Origin of the sequence: Sodalis sp. RH14 (genome assembly GCF_047324285.1) — a bacterium.
Lineage (GTDB): Bacteria > Pseudomonadota > Gammaproteobacteria > Enterobacterales > Enterobacteriaceae > Acerihabitans.
This window is the reverse complement of record NZ_CP178739.1, coordinates 1,729,498-1,750,256: the sequence shown is the minus strand read 5'-3', so window position 1 is coordinate 1,750,256 and position 20,759 is coordinate 1,729,498. Positions and strand designations below refer to the sequence as shown.

The 20,759-nt window shown below is 62.6% G+C and carries 16 protein-coding genes; 10 read left to right on the top strand and 6 right to left on the bottom strand.

The window, feature by feature from the left end; all coding sequences use genetic code 11:
* Positions 1-42 precede the first annotated feature (42 nt).
* On the top strand, positions 43-1,287 hold the full coding sequence (locus ACL2XQ_RS07830) for an MFS transporter (protein ID WP_413740216.1): 1,245 nt from the start codon (positions 43-45) through the stop codon (positions 1,285-1,287).
* 62 nt (positions 1,288-1,349) lie between these two features.
* Here the strand turns inward: ACL2XQ_RS07830 and ACL2XQ_RS07825 are convergent, their stop codons facing one another.
* Positions 1,350-2,228 (bottom strand): NAD(P)-dependent oxidoreductase, encoded by an 879-nt coding sequence (locus ACL2XQ_RS07825; RefSeq protein WP_413740215.1) that lies wholly within the window; start codon positions 2,226-2,228, stop codon positions 1,350-1,352.
* A 327-nt stretch (positions 2,229-2,555) separates the two neighbouring features.
* On the opposite strand from ACL2XQ_RS07825, the gene fdnG reads away from it, so the two are divergent.
* The 9 genes from fdnG (at position 2,556) to ACL2XQ_RS07780 (ending at position 16,406) form a co-directional block, all read left to right on the top strand.
* Positions 2,556-5,603, top strand: a complete 3,048-nt coding sequence (fdnG, locus tag ACL2XQ_RS07820; RefSeq protein ID WP_413740213.1) for a formate dehydrogenase-N subunit alpha — start codon at positions 2,556-2,558, stop codon at positions 5,601-5,603.
* Positions 5,604-5,613: 10 nt separating this feature from the next.
* The gene (gene fdxH / locus ACL2XQ_RS07815; protein WP_410015668.1) at positions 5,614-6,525 is read left to right on the top strand and encodes a formate dehydrogenase subunit beta; all 912 of its coding nucleotides are present in this window, start codon (positions 5,614-5,616) and stop codon (positions 6,523-6,525) included.
* On the top strand, positions 6,522-7,175 hold the full coding sequence (gene fdoI, locus ACL2XQ_RS07810; RefSeq protein WP_413722478.1) for a formate dehydrogenase cytochrome b556 subunit: 654 nt from the start codon (positions 6,522-6,524) through the stop codon (positions 7,173-7,175). The genes fdxH and fdoI overlap by 4 nt, the downstream gene beginning before the upstream one ends.
* The gene (gene fdhE, locus ACL2XQ_RS07805) at positions 7,175-8,089 is read left to right on the top strand and encodes a formate dehydrogenase accessory protein FdhE (RefSeq protein WP_413740212.1); all 915 of its coding nucleotides are present in this window, start codon (positions 7,175-7,177) and stop codon (positions 8,087-8,089) included. Before fdoI ends, fdhE begins: the two co-directional genes overlap by 1 nt.
* Before the next feature lie 200 nt (positions 8,090-8,289).
* Complete coding sequence (locus ACL2XQ_RS07800; RefSeq protein ID WP_413740211.1) at positions 8,290-10,338, top strand: NAD(+) synthase; 2,049 nt, start codon at positions 8,290-8,292, stop codon at positions 10,336-10,338.
* A 286-nt stretch (positions 10,339-10,624) separates the two neighbouring features.
* Positions 10,625-11,902, top strand: a complete 1,278-nt coding sequence (locus tag ACL2XQ_RS07795) for a citrate synthase (protein ID WP_410015672.1) — start codon at positions 10,625-10,627, stop codon at positions 11,900-11,902.
* A complete protein-coding gene (locus ACL2XQ_RS07790) occupies positions 11,886-14,066 on the top strand; it encodes an ATP-dependent helicase (protein WP_413740210.1) in 2,181 nt (726 codons plus the stop codon). The genes ACL2XQ_RS07795 and ACL2XQ_RS07790 overlap by 17 nt, the downstream gene beginning before the upstream one ends.
* Before the next feature lie 75 nt (positions 14,067-14,141).
* Positions 14,142-15,530, top strand: coding sequence for a D-arabinono-1,4-lactone oxidase (locus tag ACL2XQ_RS07785; RefSeq protein WP_410015674.1), 1,389 nt, complete (start codon positions 14,142-14,144; stop codon positions 15,528-15,530).
* A 27-nt stretch (positions 15,531-15,557) separates the two neighbouring features.
* Positions 15,558-16,406 (top strand): glycosyltransferase family 8 protein, encoded by an 849-nt coding sequence (locus ACL2XQ_RS07780; protein ID WP_413730665.1) that lies wholly within the window; start codon positions 15,558-15,560, stop codon positions 16,404-16,406.
* On the opposite strand, the gene ACL2XQ_RS07775 is transcribed toward ACL2XQ_RS07780, so the two are convergent.
* The 5 genes from ACL2XQ_RS07775 to ACL2XQ_RS07755 all read right to left on the bottom strand — a co-directional run bounded on the left by ACL2XQ_RS07775 (position 16,373) and on the right by ACL2XQ_RS07755 (position 20,545).
* Complete coding sequence (locus ACL2XQ_RS07775) at positions 16,373-17,383, bottom strand: ROK family protein (RefSeq protein ID WP_413740209.1); 1,011 nt, start codon at positions 17,381-17,383, stop codon at positions 16,373-16,375. The genes ACL2XQ_RS07780 and ACL2XQ_RS07775 overlap by 34 nt on opposite strands.
* A gap of 152 nt (positions 17,384-17,535) precedes the next feature.
* Complete coding sequence (locus ACL2XQ_RS07770; protein WP_413740208.1) at positions 17,536-18,363, bottom strand: amino acid ABC transporter ATP-binding protein; 828 nt, start codon at positions 18,361-18,363, stop codon at positions 17,536-17,538.
* Positions 18,341-19,009: an amino acid ABC transporter permease gene (locus tag ACL2XQ_RS07765; RefSeq protein WP_413722471.1), complete on the bottom strand. Its 669-nt coding sequence runs from the start codon at positions 19,007-19,009 to the stop codon at positions 18,341-18,343. Before ACL2XQ_RS07765 ends, ACL2XQ_RS07770 begins: the two co-directional genes overlap by 23 nt.
* Entirely contained in the window at positions 19,006-19,674 is a 669-nt protein-coding gene (locus ACL2XQ_RS07760) for an amino acid ABC transporter permease (RefSeq protein WP_413728650.1), read from the bottom strand. Before ACL2XQ_RS07760 ends, ACL2XQ_RS07765 begins: the two co-directional genes overlap by 4 nt.
* Before the next feature lie 13 nt (positions 19,675-19,687).
* Complete coding sequence (locus tag ACL2XQ_RS07755) at positions 19,688-20,545, bottom strand: transporter substrate-binding domain-containing protein (RefSeq protein ID WP_410015680.1); 858 nt, start codon at positions 20,543-20,545, stop codon at positions 19,688-19,690.
* Between the last annotated feature and the right edge of the window lie 214 nt (positions 20,546-20,759).

Genomic DNA, 20,759 nt, shown 5'->3' with positions numbered 1-20,759 from the left:
GTATAAAAGCTAATAATTTGCGTTTATTATACGAGCACCGCCATGCCCAAATCAACCGTTACCGCGTCAAACCGCACCGTCCCGGGCCGTTTCCAGCCTGATTTAGCCGCGGCGGTACATACCGCCACGCTGATAACCTTTTACGCCGCGTCCAGCGCCCCAACCCCGCTCTACCGGCTTTACCAGGCCTCGTGGGCATTCTCGCCGCTGCTGCTGACCACTATCTACAGCGCCTATGCCCTGGCCCTGCTGGCGTCGCTGCTGAGCGCCGGCGCCCTGTCCGACTATATCGGCCGGCGTCCGGTCATCGGCCTGGCGCTGCTGCTGGAGCTGTCGGCCATGGGGGTGTTCCTCGGCGCCGCCGGCCCCGTCTGGCTTATCATCGCGCGGGCGTTGCAGGGGTTGGCCACCGGACTGGCGTCGGCGGCCCTGGGCGCGGCGCTGCTGGACCTGCATCATGAGCGCGGCGCGTTGACCAATAGCATTGCGCCGATGACCGGCATGGCCCTGGGGGCGCTGGGCGCCTGCGCGCTGCTGCAGTTCGCGCCCGCGCCGCTGCATCTGGTCTATGCCCTGCTGCTGCTGGTCTTCGCGGCCGAAGCGGCGCTGACCTGGGGCACGCCTGAAACCGCCGTGCGCCGTCATGGGGCCTGGGCCTCGCTGCGGCCCAGCGTGGTTATTCCCGCGCAGGCGCGCGGCGCCCTGCTGGCGGTAACGCCGGTCAATGTCGCCATCTGGATGCTGGGCGGTTTTTATCTGTCGCTGATGCCGTCTCTGATCGCCAAGGTTACCCACTCTACGTCGGTCTGGTTGGGCGGACTGGCGGTGGCGGCGCTGACGCTCAGCGGCGCCGCGGCGATTATGGCGACCCGTGGCCGTACCCCTTTCGCCTCGTTGCTGGCGGGCGCCGTGATGCTGGTGGCGGGCGTGCTGGCGATCCTGCTGGGGGCCAACCATGGCATGGCATCGGTGCTGCTGGCCGGATCGGTTATCGCCGGCGTGGGGTTCGGCGCGGGTTTTCTCGGCGCGCTGCGCACGGTGATGGCGCAGGCCGCCCCCGCCGAGCGGGCCGGACTGATGGCCGCGTTTTATGTGGAATGCTATCTCGCCAACAGCCTGCCGGCCATTGCCGCCGGCTTCCTGGTGCGCCGCGCCGGCCTGCTGGCGACGGCCAATATTTACGGGACGGTCATCATCGCCTTATCGCTGGCGGCGATGGCGCTGGCGCTGGCCATCCGGCGGCGCAGCCGGATCATGCCGCGGCCGTCGTGCCCCGCAAACAGCTGATTGCGCCCGCGTCCACCGGCGCGCCCTTGTCCCGGCGCCTGCCGGCGGCAGGACGGCAAGGGCTATTTTTTCGTGCCCAGATAACGGTACACCACCGCGATATCCTGGGCGCCAAGACCCGCGTCCACCGCCTGGCGCCATACGCCGGCGATAGTGCGCAGGCCTGGCATGGCGCGGTTCCCCGCGGCGTCGAGGGCCAGATTGGCGTCCTTGAGCGCCAGCGACAGCTGCATTTGCGGCGTATAGTCGTCGGCCTTGATCATCGCGAGTTTGTTTTTCACATAGGGGGCCGCCAGCGGGCCGCCTTCCAGCGCATCCCAGAAATTATCCGGTGAAAATCCCAGCGCCTGCGCCAGATCGACGCTCTCCGCCACGCCCTGCATCATGGCAATCAGCCAGGCGTTGACCACCAGTTTCATGCGCGCGCCGGCGCCGGCGGCCCCCAGCCATTGCGTGCCCCTGGCGATGGCGGCGAATACCGGCTCGACGGCGGCGGCGCGCGCGCGATCGCCGCCGGCCAGCACGGTGATCTGCGCGTTTTCGGCCGGGGCCTTGGTGCCGGATACCGGCGCGTCGATAAACACCACGTCCGGACGCGCCGCGGTGACGGCCCGGTAAAGCTGGTCGGTGGACTCGACGCCGATGGTGCCCATCTGCGCCAGTACCGCGCCCGCTTTCAGAGCGGCGAGTATCCCGTCCCCGCCGGTGATCACCGCTTCGGTGGCCACCGCGTCCGTAAGCATCACGATAACCACGTCGGCGTTCCCGGCCGCCTCCCGCGCGGAATCGCACAGCGTCATGCCCGCTGCCTCCAGATCCTCGCCGCGCCCGGGGGTGCGGTTCCAGCCGCGGACGGTAAAGTTTTTCTTAACCAGATTGGCCGCAAAAGCATGGCCCATGGCGCCCAGGCCGAGCACGGCAACGACGGGAAGCGTGTTCATGTTAACGATCCTTTTGTCTGCGATTTAGCATAACTTTACCAAGGTTAGCGCTTATCGGCAAAAACGGCGGTGCCGCGACGGTCATGGCGGGACGTCCGGCGGGAGGACAGGCGCGGTGGTTATTTTCCCGCCAATAACAATTTAATATTTCCTTTAACAACCGTGAAAAGCATTTGCAACCCCGTTAATTTGAATGATAATACCCACACAAAAAATAAGGCGTAAAGCACTCTCTCTAAGCGCAGCGCATAACCCGGCCCGTCACTGTAAATCCGGGTTTTGTTTCACGGAATTATAATGTGATACATGTCGTATTCAGGAGCGTTCATGCAATTCAGCAGACGGCAATTCTTTAAAATCTGCGCGGGCGGAATGGCGGGCACCGCCGCCGCCGCATTGGGTTTTGCGCCGGATATCGCGCTGGCGGAGACCCGTCAATATAAGTTATTGCGCGCGCACGAGACCCGGAATAACTGCACCTACTGTTCCGTGGGCTGCGGTATATTAATGTATAGCCTGGGCGACGGCGCCAAAAACGCCAAAGCCGCGATTTTCCATATCGAGGGCGACCCGGACCATCCCGTGAGCCGGGGATCGCTGTGCCCCAAGGGCGCCGGCCTGGTGGATTTTATCCACAGCGACCAGCGGCTGAAATATCCCGAATACCGCGCGCCCGGTTCGAATACCTGGCAGCGCATCAGCTGGGAGGACGCCTACGAGCGCATCGCCCGCCTGATGAAGGCCGATCGGGACGCCAACTTCGTCGAGAAAAACGCCGCCGGGGTGACGGTGAACCGCTGGGTGACCACCGGCATGCTGTGCTCGTCCGCCGCCAGCAATGAAACCGGCATGCTTGACCAGCGCATCACCCGCGCGCTCGGCATGCTGGCCATTGATACCCAGGCCCGGCTGTGCCATGCCCCTACCGTCTCCGCCCTGTCGCCGACCTTCGGCCGGGGGGCCATGACCAATAACTGGGTGGATATTAAAAACGCCGACGTGGTGCTGGTGATGGGCGGCAACCCGGCCGAGGCCCATCCGGTCGGCTTTAAATGGGTGATGGAAGCCAAAACCAAGAACCATGCCCAGGTGGTTGTGGTCGATCCGCGCTTTAACCGCACCGCCTCGGTGGCCGATTTTTACGCGCCCATCCGCGCCGGCGCCGATATCGCCTTCCTGCTGGGGGTAATCAACTATCTGCTGAGCAATAATAAAGTGCAGATGGAGTATGTGAAAGCCTATACCAACGCCAGCCTGCTGGTGGGCGAAGCCTATCGTTTTGACGACGGCCTGTTCAGCGGCTACGACGCCGACAAGCACCGCTATGATAAATCCTCCTGGCAGTACCAGCTGGATGACAACGGCTTTGCCCGGCGCGACGCCACCTTAACCGATCCGCGTTGCGTCTGGAATATGCTTAAAGAGCACGTCAGCCGCTACACCCCCGCAATGGTAGCGCGCATCTGCGGCACTCCGCAGGCGGATTTCCTGAAGATTTGCCACATCCTGGGTGAAACCAGCGCGCCGGACAAAACCGCCACCATCCTGTACGCGCTGGGCTGGACCCAACACACCACCGGCGCGCAGATTATCCGCACCGCCGGCATGATTCAACTGCTGCTGGGCAATATCGGCATGGCCGGCGGCGGCGTCAACGCGCTGCGCGGCCATTCCAATATCCAGGGGTATACCGATCTCGGCCTGCTGTCCCTGCGCCTGCCCGGTTATATGGACCTGCCCTCGGAAAAACAGACCACCCTCGCCGACTACCTGGCGCAGGCGACGCCCAAGGCCCTGCTGCCGGATCAGGTGAATTACTGGAAAAACACGCCGAAGTTTTTTGTCAGCCTGATGAAAAGCTTTTACGGCGCCAACGCCACCAAAGACAACGACTGGGGTTTCGACTGGCTGCCGAAATGGGATCAAAGCTACGACGCCCTTAACTTTACGCAGATGATGAGCGAGGGCAAGGTCAACGGTTATATCGCCCAGGGCTTTAATCCGGTGGCGGCGTTTGCCGATAAAAATAAAGCCTCCGGCGCGCTGTCGAAACTGAAATACCTGGTCATCATCGATCCCCTGGCGACGGAAACCTCCAGTTTCTGGCAGCACCACGGCGAATTTAACGACGTCGATCCGGCCGCCATCCAGACCGAGGTGTTCCGGCTTCCCTCCAGCTGTTTTGCCGAGGAGAACGGCACCATCGTCAACTCCGGGCGCTGGCTGCAATGGCATTTCAAAGGCGCCGAGCCGCCGGGAGAAGCCCGTAACGACGGGGTGATCCTGGCGGGGATTTTCCTGCGCCTGCGCGCGCTGTACGCCCGCGAGGGCGGAGCCAATCCGGCGCCGCTGATGAATATGGCCTGGGATTATCACGATCCCGCTGACCCGACGCCGGAGGAACTGGCCCGCGAAAGCAACGGCCGCGCGCTGGCGGATCTGAAGGACGACCAGGGTACGGTTATCCTGAAAAAAGGCCAGCAGCTGGCCGATTTCTCGCAGCTGCGCGATGACGGATCCACCGCCAGTTTCTGCTGGATTTTCGCCGGCAGCTGGACCGAGCAGGGCAACCAGATGGCGCGGCGCGATAACAGCGATCCGTCGGGGCTGGGCTGCACGCCCGGCTGGGCCTGGGCATGGCCGCAAAATCGCCGCATTTTGTATAATCGCGCCTCGGCCGATGCCCAGGGCAAACCGTGGGATCCGAAACGGGAACTGATCCACTGGGACGGCGCCCGCTGGACCGGGATTGATATTCCCGACTACGGCAACGCCGCGCCGGGCAGCGGCGTGGGTCCTTTTATCATGCAGGCCGAAGGCATGGGCCGTCTGTACGCCATCGATAAGCTGGTGGACGGCCCCTTCCCGGAACACTATGAACCGGCGGAATCGCCCATCGGCACCAATCCGCTGCACGCCGCGGTGATAATGAACCCGGCGGCGCGCCTGTTCGCCGCCGATCGCCTGCGCCTGGGCGTGGCCGCCGATTTTCCGTATGTCGCCACCACCTATTCCATTACCGAGCTGTTCCGCCACTGGACCAAGCATGCGCGCCTCAACGCCATCGTCCAGCCGGAGCAATTTATCGAAATCGGCGAGAAGCTGGCGGCCAGCAAGGGCATCAAGGCCGGCGACAGCGTCAAGATTACCTCCAAGCGCGGCTTTATCAAGGCCAAGGCGGTGGTGACCAAACGGATCCGCACCCTGCTGGTGGACGGCCGGGAAATCGATACCATCGGCATCCCCTGTCACTGGGGCTATGAGGGCACCACCAAAAAGGGATTCCTTGCCAATACCCTAACGCCCCACGTCGGCGAAGCCAATTCGCAGACGCCGGAATATAAGGCCTTTCTGGTCAATGTGGAAAAGGTATAGGGGATAGGACATGGCAATGCAATCACAGGATATTATCCGTAAATCCGCCACCAACGGTTTGACCCCCGCGCCGCGCGCGCGGGATTTCCAGGATCCGGTGGCCAAGCTTATCGACGTCACCACCTGCATCGGCTGCAAAGCCTGCCAGGTGGCCTGTTCGGAATGGAACGATCTGCGCGACGAGGTGGGCATCAACGTCGGCGTCTACGACAATCCCCTCGACCTGAGCGCAAAATCCTGGACGGTGATGCGCTTTTCCGAGGTGGAACAGGACGGCCGGCTGGAATGGCTGATCCGCAAGGACGGCTGCATGCACTGCGCCGACCCGGGCTGCCTGAAGGCCTGCCCGGCGGAAGGGGCTATCATCCAGTACGCCAACGGCATCGTGGATTTCCAGTCCGAGCACTGCATCGGCTGCGGCTACTGTATCGCCGGCTGTCCGTTCAACGTGCCGCGTATCAATCAGCAGGACAACCGCGCCTATAAATGCACGCTGTGCGTTGATCGCGTGGCGGTGGGCCAGGAGCCGGCCTGCGTCAAGACCTGCCCCACCGGCGCCATCCATTTCGGCAGCAAAGAGGATATGACCACCCTGGCGGCGGAACGGGTGGCCGAGCTGAATACCCGCGGTTTTCATCATGCCGGCCTGTATGATCCGGCCGGGGTCGGCGGCACCCACGTCATGTATGTGCTGCATCACGCGGACCGGCCGCAGCTTTACCACGGCCTGCCGGACAACCCGGCCATCAGTCCCGCGGTCACCTTCTGGAAAGGGGTATGGAAACCGCTGGCCGCCGTCGGCTTCGCCGCCATTTTCGCCGCCACGGTATTCCATTATGTCGGGGTGGGGCCGAACCGCGCCGAAGATGACGATAACCATCAGCATGACGAACCTGATCACGAACAGGAGCCACGAAAATGAAACAGCAACAGCGGATTGTGCGCTACAGCGCGCCGGAGCGGATCAATCACTGGATCGTGGCGTTCTGCTTTGTCCTGGTCTCGCTCAGCGGCCTGGGCTTTTTTTTCCCCTCGTTCAATTGGCTGATGAATATCTTCGGCACGCCGCAGTTGGCCAGGATCCTGCATCCGTTTGCCGGGGTGGTGATGTTTTGCGCCTTTATGCTGATGTTCCTGCGTTACTGGCGGCATAACCTGATCAATCGCGATGATATCTACTGGGCAAAGAACATTCATAAAATCGCCCTTAACCAGGAAGTCGGCGACACCGGGCGGTATAATTTCGGCCAGAAATGCGTGTTTTGGGCGGCGATTATCAGCCTGGCGCTGTTGCTGGTAAGCGGCGTGATGATCTGGCGGCCCTGGTTTGCCGGGTATTTCCCCATCCCGCTTATCCGCGCCGCCCTGCTGGTGCATTCGCTGGCGGCGGTGGGATTGATTATGGTGATTATGGTGCATATCTATGCCGCCCTGTGGGTCAAGGGCACCATTACCGCTATGGTGGAAGGTTGGGTGCCGGCGGCCTGGGCGAAAAAACACCATCCGCGCTGGTATCGCGAGCTGCAGGAAAAAAACGCCCTGGCGGCGGCCAGCCGCAAGGAGGGGCGCTGATGGCAATCCATATCGTGCCCGAACACCGCTTATCCGCCCGCCAGATAGCCGCCACATCGGCGATCAGGCCGCTGCTGGCGGCCGACCTGCCGCATCTGTATCAACAGCGCGCCGATCGGCTGCTGCAGTTGGCGGCGGATCACCCGTTCGGTGATTACCTGCGTTTTGCCGCCGGCGTGGCGCGGGCGCAGCGCCGGGTGCTCGAGACCCGGCCGCTGGCGGACGGGGTTAATCCGCCCGCTGCGGCTGAAGGCGCGCTTGCGCTGGATGCGGCGACGTTTGCGCGCACGCCGCAGTGGCGCGACATGCTGCGGGCGCTCATCGCGCTGCTGCTGCCCGACGCCGCGCCCGCCGTGCGCCAGGCGCTGGACACTCTGTCGTCGCTGCCCGACAGTATGCTGGAGGCCGAGGCGCAGGCACTGCTGAGCGGGGATTTTGCCCGGGCGGACAGCGCCCGCGCGCCATTCGTATGGGCGGCCCTGTCGCTGTACTGGGCGCAGCTGGCCGGGCGGATCGGCGGCCAGGCCGTGGCCGACGGCGGCCGGCGGCAATATTGCCCGCTCTGCGGCACCGCACCGGCGGCAAGCGTCATCCACGGCAAAGGCGGCGTACCCGGCCTGCGCTATCTGCACTGCGCATTGTGCGAAAGCGAATGGCATCTGGTGCGGGCGGTGTGCAGCAGCTGCGAGCAGACCGACGACCTGGCCTACTGGTCGCTGGACGCTACCCAGGCGGCGGTAACCGCGGAAAGCTGCGGTCATTGCCGCAGCTACCTGAAAGTGATCCGCCAGGATAAGGAGGCCTGCGCCGAAAGCCTGGCCGACGATCTGGCCTCGGTTATCCTGGATGCCAAACTGGAAGAAAAAGGCTTTAGCCGCAGCGGCATTAATCCGTTTTTATTCCCCGCCGGCTAAAACGCCTCCCGTCCCGCGTGTTGCTTTAGCGCCGCGCGCGCGGGGTGTCTGTTCTTTACGGGACGGACGCCTTGATACCGCATGACGACGATAATTGGCGCGCCGGGGCAATCAGCCGGGTGTTGCCGAACCGGCGTCTCCTTCTGCTATAGTGGGTTTATTCTGCGATGACCGTCAGTCCAACGTGAGAAGAGCCGCTTATGTCAAACAACTTCCATTCCCTCTACCAGCATGGTTTTGCCCGCGTGGCGGCCTGCACCCTGCCCTGCGCCCTTACCGAGCCGTCGGTCAACGCCCGCGCCATAGCCGAGACCGCCAATGGGCTTGACGCCCGGGGCGTGGCGCTGGCCATTTTCCCCGAATTATCGCTGTGCGGCTATTCCATTGAAGACCTGCTGTTGCAGGATGTGCTGCTGGACGCGGTGGAGCGCGCGGTGGCGGAACTGCTCGCGGCTACCGCCGGCCTGACGCCGGTGCTGGTGGTAGGCGCGCCGCTGCGTCACGCCGGGCGCGTCTATAACACCGCGCTGGTGCTGCACCGCGGCCGCCTGCTGGGGGTGGTGCCCAAATCCTACCTGCCCACTTATCGGGAATTTTACGAACGGCGGCAGTGCGCGCCGGGGGATATGGCGCGCGGCACCCTGTCATTAGCCGGCCAGGAAGCGCCTTTCGGTCCCGATCTGCTATTCAGCGCGCGGGATGTGCCCGGCTTCGTGCTGCACGTGGAGATTTGCGAGGATTTCTGGGTGCCGATCCCGCCGAGCGCCGAAGCGGCGCTGGCCGGCGCCACCGTGCTGGCCAACCTGTCCGGCAGCCCCATCACCATCGGGCGCGCGGATACCCGCCGCCAGCTGTGCCGGTCACAATCCATGCGCTGTCTCGCCGCCTATTTGTATGCCGCGGCGGGCACCGGCGAATCCACCACCGAAGTGGCGTGGGACGGCCAGTGCGTGATTTATGAAAACGGCAGCCTGCTGGCGGAAACCGAACGCTTCGCCGTGGCAGGGCAAAGCGCGGTGGCGGATATCGATCTGGATTTGCTGCGCCAGGAACGAATGCGCATGGGCACCTTTGACGATAACCGCCGTACCCACGAAGCGCGGGTCGGCGCGTTCCGGCGGATTTCATTCGACCTGGCGCCCGTCGCCCGCGATATCGGCTTCGAGCGGCGGGTGGAGCGTTTTCCCTTCGTGCCCGCCGATCGGGAACGGCTGGCCCAGGACTGTTACGAGGCCTATAACATCCAGGTCGCCGCCCTGGCGCAGCGCATCACCGCCACCGGCATTAAACGGCTGGTGATCGGCGTCTCCGGCGGCCTGGATTCCACCCAGGCGCTGATTGTGATCGCCAGGGCGGCGGACCGGCTCGGGCTGCCGCGCGAAAATATCATCGCCTGCGCCCTGCCCGGCTTCGGTACCAGCGCCGGCACGCATAACAACGCCGCAAGCCTTATCAACGCGCTCGGCGTCACCCACCGTGAAATCGATATCCGCCCCGCCGCGCAGCGCATGCTTGAGGATCTGGGCCATCCCTTTGCCCGGGGCGAAAAGGTCTATGATGTGACATTTGAGAACGTACAGGCGGGTTTGCGCACCGATTACCTGTTCCGCCTGGCCAATCACGAAAACGGCATGGTGGTGGGCACCGGCGACCTGTCCGAAATGGCGCTCGGCTGGTGCACCTACGGCGTCGGCGACCAGATGTCCCATTACCATGTCAACGCCGGCGTGCCGAAAACGTTGATCCAGCATCTGATTCGCTGGGTGATCGCGTCCGGCCAGTTCGAGGCGCCGGTCATGGCCACGCTTGAGGCCATTCTGGCGACGGAAATCTCGCCGGAGCTGGTGCCCGCCGACGACGCCGGCGGGTTGCAAAGCACTGAATCCCTTATCGGCCCTTACGATCTGCAGGATTTCAGCCTGTTTTATACCCTGCGCTACGGCTTCCGGCCGTCAAAAATCGCCTTTCTGGCGCTGCACGCCTGGGGGGATGCCGCCGCCGGCGATTGGCCGCCGGGTTTCCCGCAGGAGAAACGCCGCGCCTATCCGCTGGCGGAAATACGGCACTGGCTGAAAGTATTCCTGGTGCGCTTTTTCACCCTGAGCCAGTTTAAGCGCTCGGCCTCGCCCAACGGGCCGAAAGTCACCGCCGGGGGCAGCCTGTCGCCGCGCGGCGACTGGCGCGCGCCGTCGGACGGCAACGCCCGGATCTGGCTTGAGGAGCTGGAGGCGCAAGTGCCGGAGCAATAAGACGACCAGAAGATTTGGCTCAACTGACGGCCGGCAATCTTCCGCCATGTCAGCGACGGGGATCCGCCTGAACACGATGCCGGCTTATGCCGGCATAAAAACATGTCGGCGCCGGTTTGCGCCGTCCTTCTCATTCACGCGACGCCATGCGTTAATTCAGCTACGCTTATCTCCGCTCTGGTCAAGTCCGCGCCACGCGAGTAATGTGAAATCATTAGACCCTGCTGGTATACGGGCGCGCATCGCATTTATTTTTTTCCATTAGATCCAGGCTGGAGATTTAAACATGACCGAGAACAAAGCCACCCTCGCGCTTGACGCGCAACGTTCCATCGAACTGGATTTCAATGCCGGTTCGTATGGCCCCGCGGCCCTGGATATCAGCCCGTTTCGCCAGGAAGATCTCTACACCTACGACCCGGGTTTCGTGAATACCGCCGGCTGCGAGTCGGCCATCACCTATATCGATGCGCGCAACAGCATCCTGCTGCACCGGGGTTTTCCGGTCGACCAGTTGGCCGAGCACTGCACGTTTCCCGAGGTCTGTTATATCCTGCTGCACGGCCAGGCGCCGTCCAGGGACGAATATGACCGCTTTACCGAGTCCATCACGCGCCATACCATGATTCATCAGCAGATGACCCGTATGCTGAGCGGCTTTCGCCGCGATTCGCATCCCATGGCGCTGATGTGCGCGGTGGTGGGCGCGCTGGCGGCGTTCTATCACGATGCGCTGGATGTGGGCAAGCCCGAGGACCGGGAACTGGCGGCGCTGCGGCTGCTGTCGAAAATGCCCACCGTGGCGGCCATGTGTTATAAATATTCCATTGAGCAGCCGTCGGTCTATCCGCGCAACGCGCTGTCGTACACCGGTAACTTCCTGCATATGCTGTTCGCCATCCCGGCGGAAAAGTACGAGGTGAATCCCGTGCTTGAGCGGGCCATGAACCGCATCCTGATTTTGCATGCCGACCATGGCCAGTGCCCGTCCACCACCACGGTCAGAACGGCGGGATCCTCCGGCGCCAATCCTTTCGCCTGCATCGCCGCGGCCCTGGCGTCCATGTGGGGACCGCTGCACGGCGGCGCGAACGAAGCCTGTATGCGCATGCTCGAGGAGATAAGCACCGTCGACCGCATCCCGGCGTTTGTCAACCGGGCGAAAGATCGCCACGACTCCTTTCGCCTGATGGGCTTCGGCAATTCCATCTATCACCATTTCGATCCCCGGGCCGCCATCCTGCGCAAAACCTGCCATGAAGTGCTCAATGCGCTGGGCATGGAGGACAACCTGCTGCAGGTGGCCATGGAGCTGGAGCACATCGCGCTGACCGATGCCTTTTTCCTGGAAAACAAACTTTACCCCAGCGCGGATTTCTACACCGCCCTGATCCTCAAGGCCATGGGGCTGCCGTCGTCCATGTTTACGGTGATTACCGCCGTAGGACGCACCACCGGCTGGATTGCCCATTGGAATGAAATGCACAGCCAACCGCTGAAAACCTGCCGGCCGCGCCAGGTCTATACCGGTGAGGAACGCCGTGATTTTGTCTCCAAACTCTGACGCCGGCGACGCGCCGTCCGTGGCCGGCGCCCTCGCTACCCTGAATCCAGAACAGCGCCAGGCGGTGGTCACCACCGAAGGCGCGTTGCGGGTCATCGCCGGCGCCGGCACCGGCAAAACCCGCACCCTGACGGAACGTTACTGCTACCTGGTCTCGACGCTTGGCATCGCGCCCAGGAATATCATGTGCGTGACCTTCACCAACCGGGCGGCCAATGAGATGAAGCGGCGGGTGCGCGCCGTGCTGGGCGATCGGGATCTCGGCACTATCTGCACCTTCCACGCCTTCTGCGTACAGTTGCTGAAAGAAGATATCCATCTGCTCAACTATCCGCGCAACTTTATTATCCTCGACATGGAAGACCTGAAGCAGATCCTGCTGAAGATTTTCGCCGATATGGGACTGACGCTGCGCGACACCACCGTGAAACGCACCCTGGACGAGGTGCTGGAAGCCAAAAAACTGTATGCCACCACCTATATCGACGATATTTATCAGCTCGACAACGAACAGCTGAAGGCGCGCTTTGCCGATGCCCGGGATCGCGACGAGGAAATCTTCCTGCGCTACCTGTATGAGCAGAAGAAATGCTTTGGTTGCGATTTTAACGATCTGATTAATTTCGCCACCTGGATCCTGGAGACATTTCCCGCCGTGCGGCAAAAATGGCAAAACCGGATGCAGTACGTCATGGTGGACGAGTTCCAGGATGTCAGTAAACGGCAGTACAAGCTGGCCAGGCTGCTGGCGGGCAGGCACGGCAACCTGTTTATCGTCGGCGATCCCGACCAGACCATCTATTCCTGGCGCGGTTCCCATCTGCGCCTGTTCCTGGATTTCGACAAGGCGTATCCGGGGGCGGAAACCATCGCGCTCGGCACCAACTATCGCTCCACCCCGGAAATCCTGGCCGCCTCCAACTGCCTGATTGAAAAGAATGAGGTCAGGTTTCCCAAGACGCTGCACGCGGTGAAGCCCGGCGGCTGGCGGCCGCGCTATTTTCACGCCAAAAGCGATAAGCTGGAAGCGGAATGGATCGCCGGCGAAATTACCCGGCTGCGCAATACCGGCGTGCCGCCAAATCATATCGCCGTTCTGTACCGCGCCCATTACCTGACGCGCGCCCTGGAGGAACGGTTTATCGACCGCGGCCTGCCCTACAAAATATTCAGCGGTATCGAGTTTTATGGCCGGCGTGAAATCAAGGATGTGATCTGCTATCTGCGTATGGTGACCGCCGGCGACGACGTGGCCTTTCTGCGCACCGTAAACGTGCCGGCGCGCAAATTCGGTAAAAAACGACTGGAGACGCTGGCCGCCTATGCCGAGGCCCGCAGCCTGTCCCTGTACCAGGCGCTGAAGGAAAACCTGGACGCGGCGCTGTTGACGGGCACCGGGGTCAGGCAATATGTGGCCGCCATCGAACAGGTACGGGCGCAGCGCGCGGGGTGGTCGCTGGACAATACCCTGCAGACGCTGCTGGATCTGAGCGGCTATGAGGCTTTCCTGCGCCTGCAGGGCGATCAGGAGCGGCTGGATAACGTGGCGGAGCTTAAACGCGCGGTGCAGGCCGCAGGCGAAGACGAAGAGGCGACGCTCGAGGACTTCCTGGCGCGGATTGCGCTGTTTACCAGTCTGGATAATGAAAGCAAGACCGACACGGTAAAGCTGATGACCATTCACGGCGCCAAGGGTATGGAATTCCCGTATGTGTTTGTCTGCGGCCTGAACGAAGGGGTATTTCCCGGGCGCAAGATAAGCTCCGCGCAAGAGATGGAGGAGGAGCGCCGCCTGGCCTATGTCGCCATGACCCGCGCCATGGACGGGCTGTATCTGAGCGACTCGGAAGGGGTGGCCAATGACGGTATTTTCAAATATCCGTCGCGGTTTATCTTTGATGCCGGCAGCGAGAACGTGGCGTTTGATGTTCCGCTGGATCAGGCGCTGATGAGCGGCGGACACAATGTGATGACCGCGGACGCGGCGTTGCCCGCCGCCGGCGCGTCCCGCTTTCGGGCGGGTGATCGGGTGTCCCATGGCGTCTTTGGCTGCGGCACTGTCATCGCGGTGGACGGGTATGAAAGCGCCTATTCCATTAAATTCGACGGACTGCCCACCGAGCGCAGCATCCAGTTCGGCGCGCCGCTGATCCGCCTGGAATAACGCCGGCGCAAGCCGGGCCAGAGGGTCTGGGCTACACTGAATAATGAAATAGATTTTTATTGCAAAAGGAGTGCAATGTTGGACTACGCCGAAGAACAATTTCCCCCAAGACACACTCAACCGGTAGCGAGCGATCGGCAGGTCTGGAACTGGGCGCAAAACGCCACGCTAGGCCCGCGCGCGAACGTACGCCGGCCGGGGAGCGAAGCGGAACTGCAGACGCTGGTCGCCGATGCGCGCGGTAAAATCAGGATCATGGGCAGCCGGCTGTCCACCGGCAGCCTGCTGCGCGCCGACGGGCCGCAGGATATGCTGCTGGATGCCGGCCAAATGCAGGGGCTTATCCACTCGACCGCGGATACGGTCACTTTCGCCGCGGCCACCACGCTGCAGCAGGTTTATCAAACCCTGACGGCGATGGGCCGCATGCTGCCCTCCTCCCCCGGCGTTATTGCCCTGCAAACCCTGGCCGGCGCCATGGCCACCGGCACCCATGGGCAAGGACTGGGGCAAAGCTCCATCGCCGATGAGGCGCTGCATATCCGCATGGTGCTGGCCGACGGCAGCATCGCCGGCTTTGATCGCGATCACCCTTATTTCGGCGCCGCGCAACTGGCGCTTGGCGCCCTGGGCGTGGTGACCGAAGTCACGCTGCGCACGATACCGGCGACGCTGTTCACCTGTTTCAAAAGCGCCTGCGGCGCCGGCGAGCTTGAATCCCTGCTGTACGATTGGAATGAAGGCTATCCGCTCAGCAAGGCGTGGTGGTTTCCCGAGGAGGACAAAGTCCACGTCTGGTCCGCCCGCGAGGCCAATGACGCCGAGGGAAAACGCTACCGGGAAAACGGCTGCCGCACCCTGTCGCTCTCCGCCGGCGATCAATCGATGAACGCCACGGTGGAGCGCACGCTGGGCCATATGCGTACCGATACCAAAATCCGCGGCCGGGACGGCACGCCGTTTAAAACCGTGGCGCGTTTCAAGGATTTTTCCGACATTACCGGCGACGTCTACCAGCTGTTTTGTCGCGGTATCGCTACACCGCAAATCAATATTGAAATCGGCATCCCGTTTCGCCGCGCGGGCGAGGTGATCCAGAAGATAAAACGCTGGTACCGGCAAACGCACCCCCATATGCATTACCCGGTGATCCTGCGCTGTACCGGTCCCTCGAGCGCATGGCTCAGTCCCGCACATGGCGAAGCCACCTGCTTTTTTGGTTTTGTGGTGTATTACGCCGAGGACGGCACCCTGTCGCGGGACGGCGTGCATTTTCTCAATGAAGTGGAGAAATTGCTGGCAAACGAAGGGGGACGGCCGCATTGGGGAAAATATTACCATCCCGCCCTTTATCAGTGGCGCGAGCGCTATCCGCGCTGGGAACAGTTCCGCCAGGTGAAAGCCGCCCTCGATCCGCACGGAAAATTCACTAACGCGCTTATCGCGGATCTCTTCACGTCATGACCGCGTGATATGGCCCGAGGAACGACGATGAAAGCCTGGATAACCTTATTGACCGATCCCGCTTACCTGGCCGGGGTCAGGACGCTGCATCAATCATTACAGGACACGCATACGCGTTATCCGCTGGTGGTCATGGTGACCGCCGGGATTGGCCAACAGATCCGTGACGACCTGGCGGCCGAGGGCTGCGATGTGCGCGCCGTTACCCCGCTCCGCCCGCGGGACGGGGTGGCCGGCGGCTACGCCTACGCCCGTTTCGCCGAGGTATGGAGCAAGCTGTGCGCCTGGCGCCTGACCGGGTTCAGCCGGCTGGTGCTGCTCGACGCCGATATGCTGGCGCTGAAAAACATGGACGAGCTGTTCGATATCCCCCTGCCGGCGGGCGGGATCGCCGCCTGCCACGCCTGCCGCTGCAATCCCAACCATATTGCCACCTATCCCAAAAGCTGGGTACCCGCAAACTGTTATTATACCTACAGCGCCAACCCCGCCGCGCTGCCCGCTGATTTTTCGCCGTATTTTAATTCGGGTATTATCGTATTGACGCCTGGGGAAAAAACCTATGACGAACTGGCCGGCCAGGTGGCCGCCATTACCGATCTCGCCGCGTATCCCTTTCCCGAGCAGGATTTGCTCAACGCGTATTTCCAGGGCCGCTGGCTGGCGCTGCCGTACGGCTATAACGCCCTGAAAACGCTATCGGTTCACCACGCGGCCATGTGGCGGATGCCGCAGGTCAAAAACCTGCATTTTATCTTGGACAAACCCTGGCAATACGCCCCGGATCAGCCTGACGCCCGGCACGATCCGTATTATCCCCTTATCGAGCGTTGGTGGATGACCTATCGCCGGCTTGCGCCGAACAGTCGCTGGTAATTGGCGCTTCCCAGGGTCATTTCGGCGATGCCCCGGAGATAGTCGTCATCCATGCTTTCGCGGTAGATGATGTCCGGCACATGCTGCCTGGGGATGGTTTTCTGGCACAGGCGAAAAATATCGGCCGTCATCTGCGGCCCGAGTCCCGCGCCGGTCACGGCGATGGTGCCGGGGTTAATAATGGAAATCAGTGAAATAACCGTATCGGCCACGGTGCGCGCCAGTGCCCGCCCGGCGCCGGGGCGGTTGAGGCAGGGCAAATGGGCAATTTCGCCGGCAAACTGCGTGGCGCCTTCGAGCGCCTTGCCGCCGACGATAATGCCGCAGCCGGGGCAGTGTTTTTCCGGAAACATCAGGTACGCGAGGGGCTGGTCTTTGCTCAGGCGCCGGTTTTTATAAAAACCGTAGGCGGTAAAATTCATATCGTTGCCGATGCGGATAAAGGCGGCGAACCTGGCCGCCAGGATATCGCGCAGCGCCACGTCCTCGAAGGCGGGGATATCGCAGGTCAGCACCCGCCCGTCCACTATCACGCCGGGCAGGCCGATACCTATGGCGCGCACGTTGTATTGCGCCGTTTTGCCGTGGATAAAGGCGATAACGCTGGCGGTATCGGCGCTGGGCAGCGTTTCACGGCCGCCGGCGACAAGGGTGCCGATAGCCGTGGTCAGCGTATAGCCGTAGACGTAATGACCATGCTCCCCCGCCACCGCGAGGCTGAACACATAAAAAAAATGCTCATTATAGATAAAACGCTGCGCAGGTCGTCCGCCGCTGGACGCCTCAAGCGCCTCGTGCAATATTTCACCGCTGGCGCATAAGCTGTTCAATATCGTCCCGCAGGTCGCCAAGCTCAGGCCCGTCGCCTGGGCCACGGTCGCTTTGGTGCCGCGCCGAAGCGCTTTCATCGTTTCAATGACATGGGCAACGTTAATCAGCTTCAGTTGCTGGGTGTTGCTGGTCAGCGGATAATCCATAAACCCTCGTCGCTATCATTCACGCATACCGTGCCAATATACCTTCCTGCGGCGCATAAACCTCCTTTTATCCGGCGTCGCCGTCAGGCCGCGCCACTATGTTACCGTGATTTGCTCCGCCCTAAAGCGGGCCGCGGTAAAAAAAAACCGCGTCACCCGCGCGGCGCCCTAGGTTCTGCGTCTTCGGGGCCGCCAAATTGCAGCGGGCGCCGCAGCCAGGGCGCCAGGAACGATGTCAGGCGCCCGGTCGCCGGGTGGCGGAACAACCGCCCCGGCTCGCCGCTTTCCACGATGGCGCCTTCGGCCATAAACACCACCCGGGTGGATACCTGGGCGGCAAAGGACATTTCATGGGTCGCCATGATCATGGTGATGCCCTGGCGCGCCAGCCCGCCGATAACCTCCAGCACTTCCTCCACCCGCTCCGGGTCCAGGGCGGAGGTGGGCTCATCCAGCAGCAGCAGCTCGGGTTCCAGCGCCAGCGCGCGGGCGATGCCGACACGCTGCTGCTGGCCGCCCGACAGCCGGGCCGGCCAGGCGCCGGCATGCTCCGCCATGCCTACCTGCGCCAGCGCGGCGGCGGCGGCGCGGCGCGCCTCGGCGCGCGGCCGCCTTTTTCCCAGGATCAGCGGCGCGGCGACATTCTCCAGCGCCGTCATATGCGGCCACAGGTTGAATTGCTGGAACACCATGGCCAACGGACGCCGCACCCGCGCGATACCCGCGGCGCCGTCCCGATCCCCTGCCGCCCGGCCCGGGCCGCGATAGCCCAGCAGGCGGCCTTTGATCAAAATTTCCCCCCGGTCATAGGCCTCCAGGAAGTTCATGCAGCGCAGCGCGGTGGTCTTGCCCGATCCCGACGGCCCGATCAGGGTTATCACCTCACCGGCGCGCACCTGCAGCGTGATATCGTTCAGTATCCTCCGGGCGCCGAAAGACTTGCCGACGCCGCGCAGTTCAAGGATGGGTTGCCCGGTCATAGGGGTATCCTCCGGAAAATAAGTGGCGGCCAAGCCAGCCGACGGCCAGGCTTATCCCCTGCGCCAGCAGCCAGTAACCGGCGATAAGCAGGGCATAGGGCAAAAAATAGCTATAGGTGCTGGCGGCAATGCGTCCGGCGGCCATGGTCAGCTCGGGCAGGGTGATAATCGATGCCACCGCGCTTTCCTTCACGGTTAAAATCACCTGGTTGCACAGCAGCGGCAGGCTGAAACGCAGCGCCTGCGGGGTCTCGATATGCCAGAAACTTTGCCATGGGGAGATGGCGTGGGCCCGGGCGGCGTCCAGTTGCCCGCGGCCGATGCTTAACCAGGCGCCACGGAAAATTTCGCCGAAATAGGCGGCGCTGTAGAGCGTCAGCGAAAGAATGGCGGCGGGCAGCGCGCCGAGCATCACCCCCAGCGCCGGCAGGCCAAAATAGATCACCGATAGCTGGGCCACAAAGGGCGTGCCGCGTATCAGCCACACATAAACGCGCCACGGCGGGTACAGCAGCCGGCAGCGGCTGCACAGCGCCTGCAGCGTAAAACCGCCCAGGGCGCCGGCCGTCGCCGCGCTCAGGCTGAGGGCCAGGGTCATGGCCATGGCCTGCGCAAAATCAGGCAGGTACAGCAGGATATCGCTCACGAAGGCTCCTTGCGCCAGCGCTGTTCCAGATGGCGGCCCGCCAGGGCCAGCAGGCTGGTCATCACCAGGTAGACCAGGGCGACGGCGAGATAGGCCGGCAGCATCCGGTAGCTTGCGGACGCCAGTTGCTGCCCGACCCGCATAACATCGGTGATGGCGATGACCGAGACCACCGCCGACGCTTTGATCACATCAATCATCTCCGAAATAAACGCCGGCAGCGTCGGCCGCAGCGCCTGCGGCAGGCGAATATGCCAGAACGCCTGCCAGGGTCCCAGGCCGCAGGCCAGGGCGGCATCCTGTTGCCCGGCGGGAACGGCCGCAAAACCGCCGCGCAGGATTTGCGCTTGATAGGCCGCGCTGTTAAGGGTGAGCGCCACGGCGGCGGCGGCCCAGGCGCCGGCCTCAACGCCCAGTTCGCCGGGCAGGTAATAGCACAGCAGCACCAGGACCAGCACCGGCGTACTGCGAAACACGCTGACATAAGCGCGGGCCAGGCCGCGGCAAGCAGGCCGACGCGCGCGCTGCAAACAATAAATGCCGGTGCCGGCGAAAAAGCCGCATAGCATGGCGGCAGCGCTGAGGGAGGCAGTGGTTGCCGCCCCGCCGGCAAGCATCGGCAGCCAGGAGGCGAGCAGGTGGCAAAACTCGGTTAAGTCGTCCATACCGCGCGCCTTGTCACACATCGGGTACCGGCATTTTATCGTGCGGCAGCGGCGTTTCCACGCCGAACCATTTCAGCTGCAGGTGCTTGAGGGTACCGTCGCGGTTGGCCTCGGCGATGCCGTCGCTAAACAGTTTCACCAGGCTGGCGCTGTCGGCGTCCTTGCGTCCCGCCCAGGCGAAATAGGTGGTGGGCCCCAGCATCGGCCGCATGACGGCGAACACGCCGGGGCGGCTCTTGATAAGCGGCCCGAGATTGGCAAGGGATTGCGCCACGCCATCAAGACGTTGATTGGCCAGGTCGGCATAGGCCTCGTCAAAGGCGATGTATTGCCTGATCTCTTTAACGCCCGTCATGCCCTGTTCCCGCAGCCGCTGGTCGACCGCCTGCAGCACCCGCAGGTGGCTCGAGCCGGCCACGGTGCCCACCACCTTACCGTTCAGATCCGCAAGCGTCGTCAGCGCGGCGTCGTTTTCGCGCTTTAGCAGCGCCACCGTGGATTCGCCCACCGGCACGGTAAACGCGAAACGCGCCATCCGCGGCCGGTCCACCATCATCGCCGTGATCATGAAATCGAATTTTTTGGCATCCAGCCCGGGCAGGATGCCCTGAAAGGGCAAATCCAGTTGCCTGACGCGCACGCCCGGCAAATGTTTTTGCAGGATATGATGCATCAGATCCACGTCGAAGCCGATAATGTTGCCGTCGCGCACCATTTCGAAAGGCGCGTAGCGGGCCTCGGTGGCCACGGTCAGGACTTTTTCCGCTTTAACGCGCGCCAGCAAATCCGCGCCGATGGCCGGCGGGATCAGCGTGCCGGCGACGCAGAGCGCGGCGGCGCAAAAGGTCATGATGTATTTTCGCAAGATCATATCCACTCCCGTCAGGACAAATGGCGCGCGGCGCGGCCGAAGAGGATAGATTAACTTTCTGTAATTGAATGGTTAATGAATTGAAAGCGTAAAAAAGACTTTTTCGGCCTGGCGGCAACTAACGTTAGGCATTTGGCAGCCGTTCATTTTATTATCATTACCGCGCCAGCACGTCGTCTTGCAGATAGAACCGCCGGACCTCGTCTAACCTTGA

What these genes read in the sequence shown, in the direction of transcription:
- ACL2XQ_RS07830 (WP_413740216.1), top strand. Translation starts at nt 43, where the DNA reads ATGCCCAAATCAACCGTTACCGCGTCAAACCGCACCGTCCCGGGCCGT.
- ACL2XQ_RS07825 (WP_413740215.1), bottom strand. Translation starts at nt 2,228, where the DNA reads ATGAACACGCTTCCCGTCGTTGCCGTGCTCGGCCTGGGCGCCATGGGC.
- fdnG (WP_413740213.1), top strand. Translation starts at nt 2,556, where the DNA reads ATGCAATTCAGCAGACGGCAATTCTTTAAAATCTGCGCGGGCGGAATG.
- fdxH (WP_410015668.1), top strand. Translation starts at nt 5,614, where the DNA reads ATGGCAATGCAATCACAGGATATTATCCGTAAATCCGCCACCAACGGT.
- fdoI (WP_413722478.1), top strand. Translation starts at nt 6,522, where the DNA reads ATGAAACAGCAACAGCGGATTGTGCGCTACAGCGCGCCGGAGCGGATC.
- fdhE (WP_413740212.1), top strand. Translation starts at nt 7,175, where the DNA reads ATGGCAATCCATATCGTGCCCGAACACCGCTTATCCGCCCGCCAGATA.
- ACL2XQ_RS07800 (WP_413740211.1), top strand. Translation starts at nt 8,290, where the DNA reads ATGTCAAACAACTTCCATTCCCTCTACCAGCATGGTTTTGCCCGCGTG.
- ACL2XQ_RS07795 (WP_410015672.1), top strand. Translation starts at nt 10,625, where the DNA reads ATGACCGAGAACAAAGCCACCCTCGCGCTTGACGCGCAACGTTCCATC.
- ACL2XQ_RS07785 (WP_410015674.1), top strand. Translation starts at nt 14,142, where the DNA reads ATGTTGGACTACGCCGAAGAACAATTTCCCCCAAGACACACTCAACCG.
- ACL2XQ_RS07780 (WP_413730665.1), top strand. Translation starts at nt 15,558, where the DNA reads ATGAAAGCCTGGATAACCTTATTGACCGATCCCGCTTACCTGGCCGGG.
- ACL2XQ_RS07775 (WP_413740209.1), bottom strand. Translation starts at nt 17,383, where the DNA reads ATGGATTATCCGCTGACCAGCAACACCCAGCAACTGAAGCTGATTAAC.
- ACL2XQ_RS07770 (WP_413740208.1), bottom strand. Translation starts at nt 18,363, where the DNA reads ATGACCGGGCAACCCATCCTTGAACTGCGCGGCGTCGGCAAGTCTTTC.
- ACL2XQ_RS07760 (WP_413728650.1), bottom strand. Translation starts at nt 19,674, where the DNA reads ATGGACGACTTAACCGAGTTTTGCCACCTGCTCGCCTCCTGGCTGCCG.
- ACL2XQ_RS07755 (WP_410015680.1), bottom strand. Translation starts at nt 20,545, where the DNA reads ATGATCTTGCGAAAATACATCATGACCTTTTGCGCCGCCGCGCTCTGC.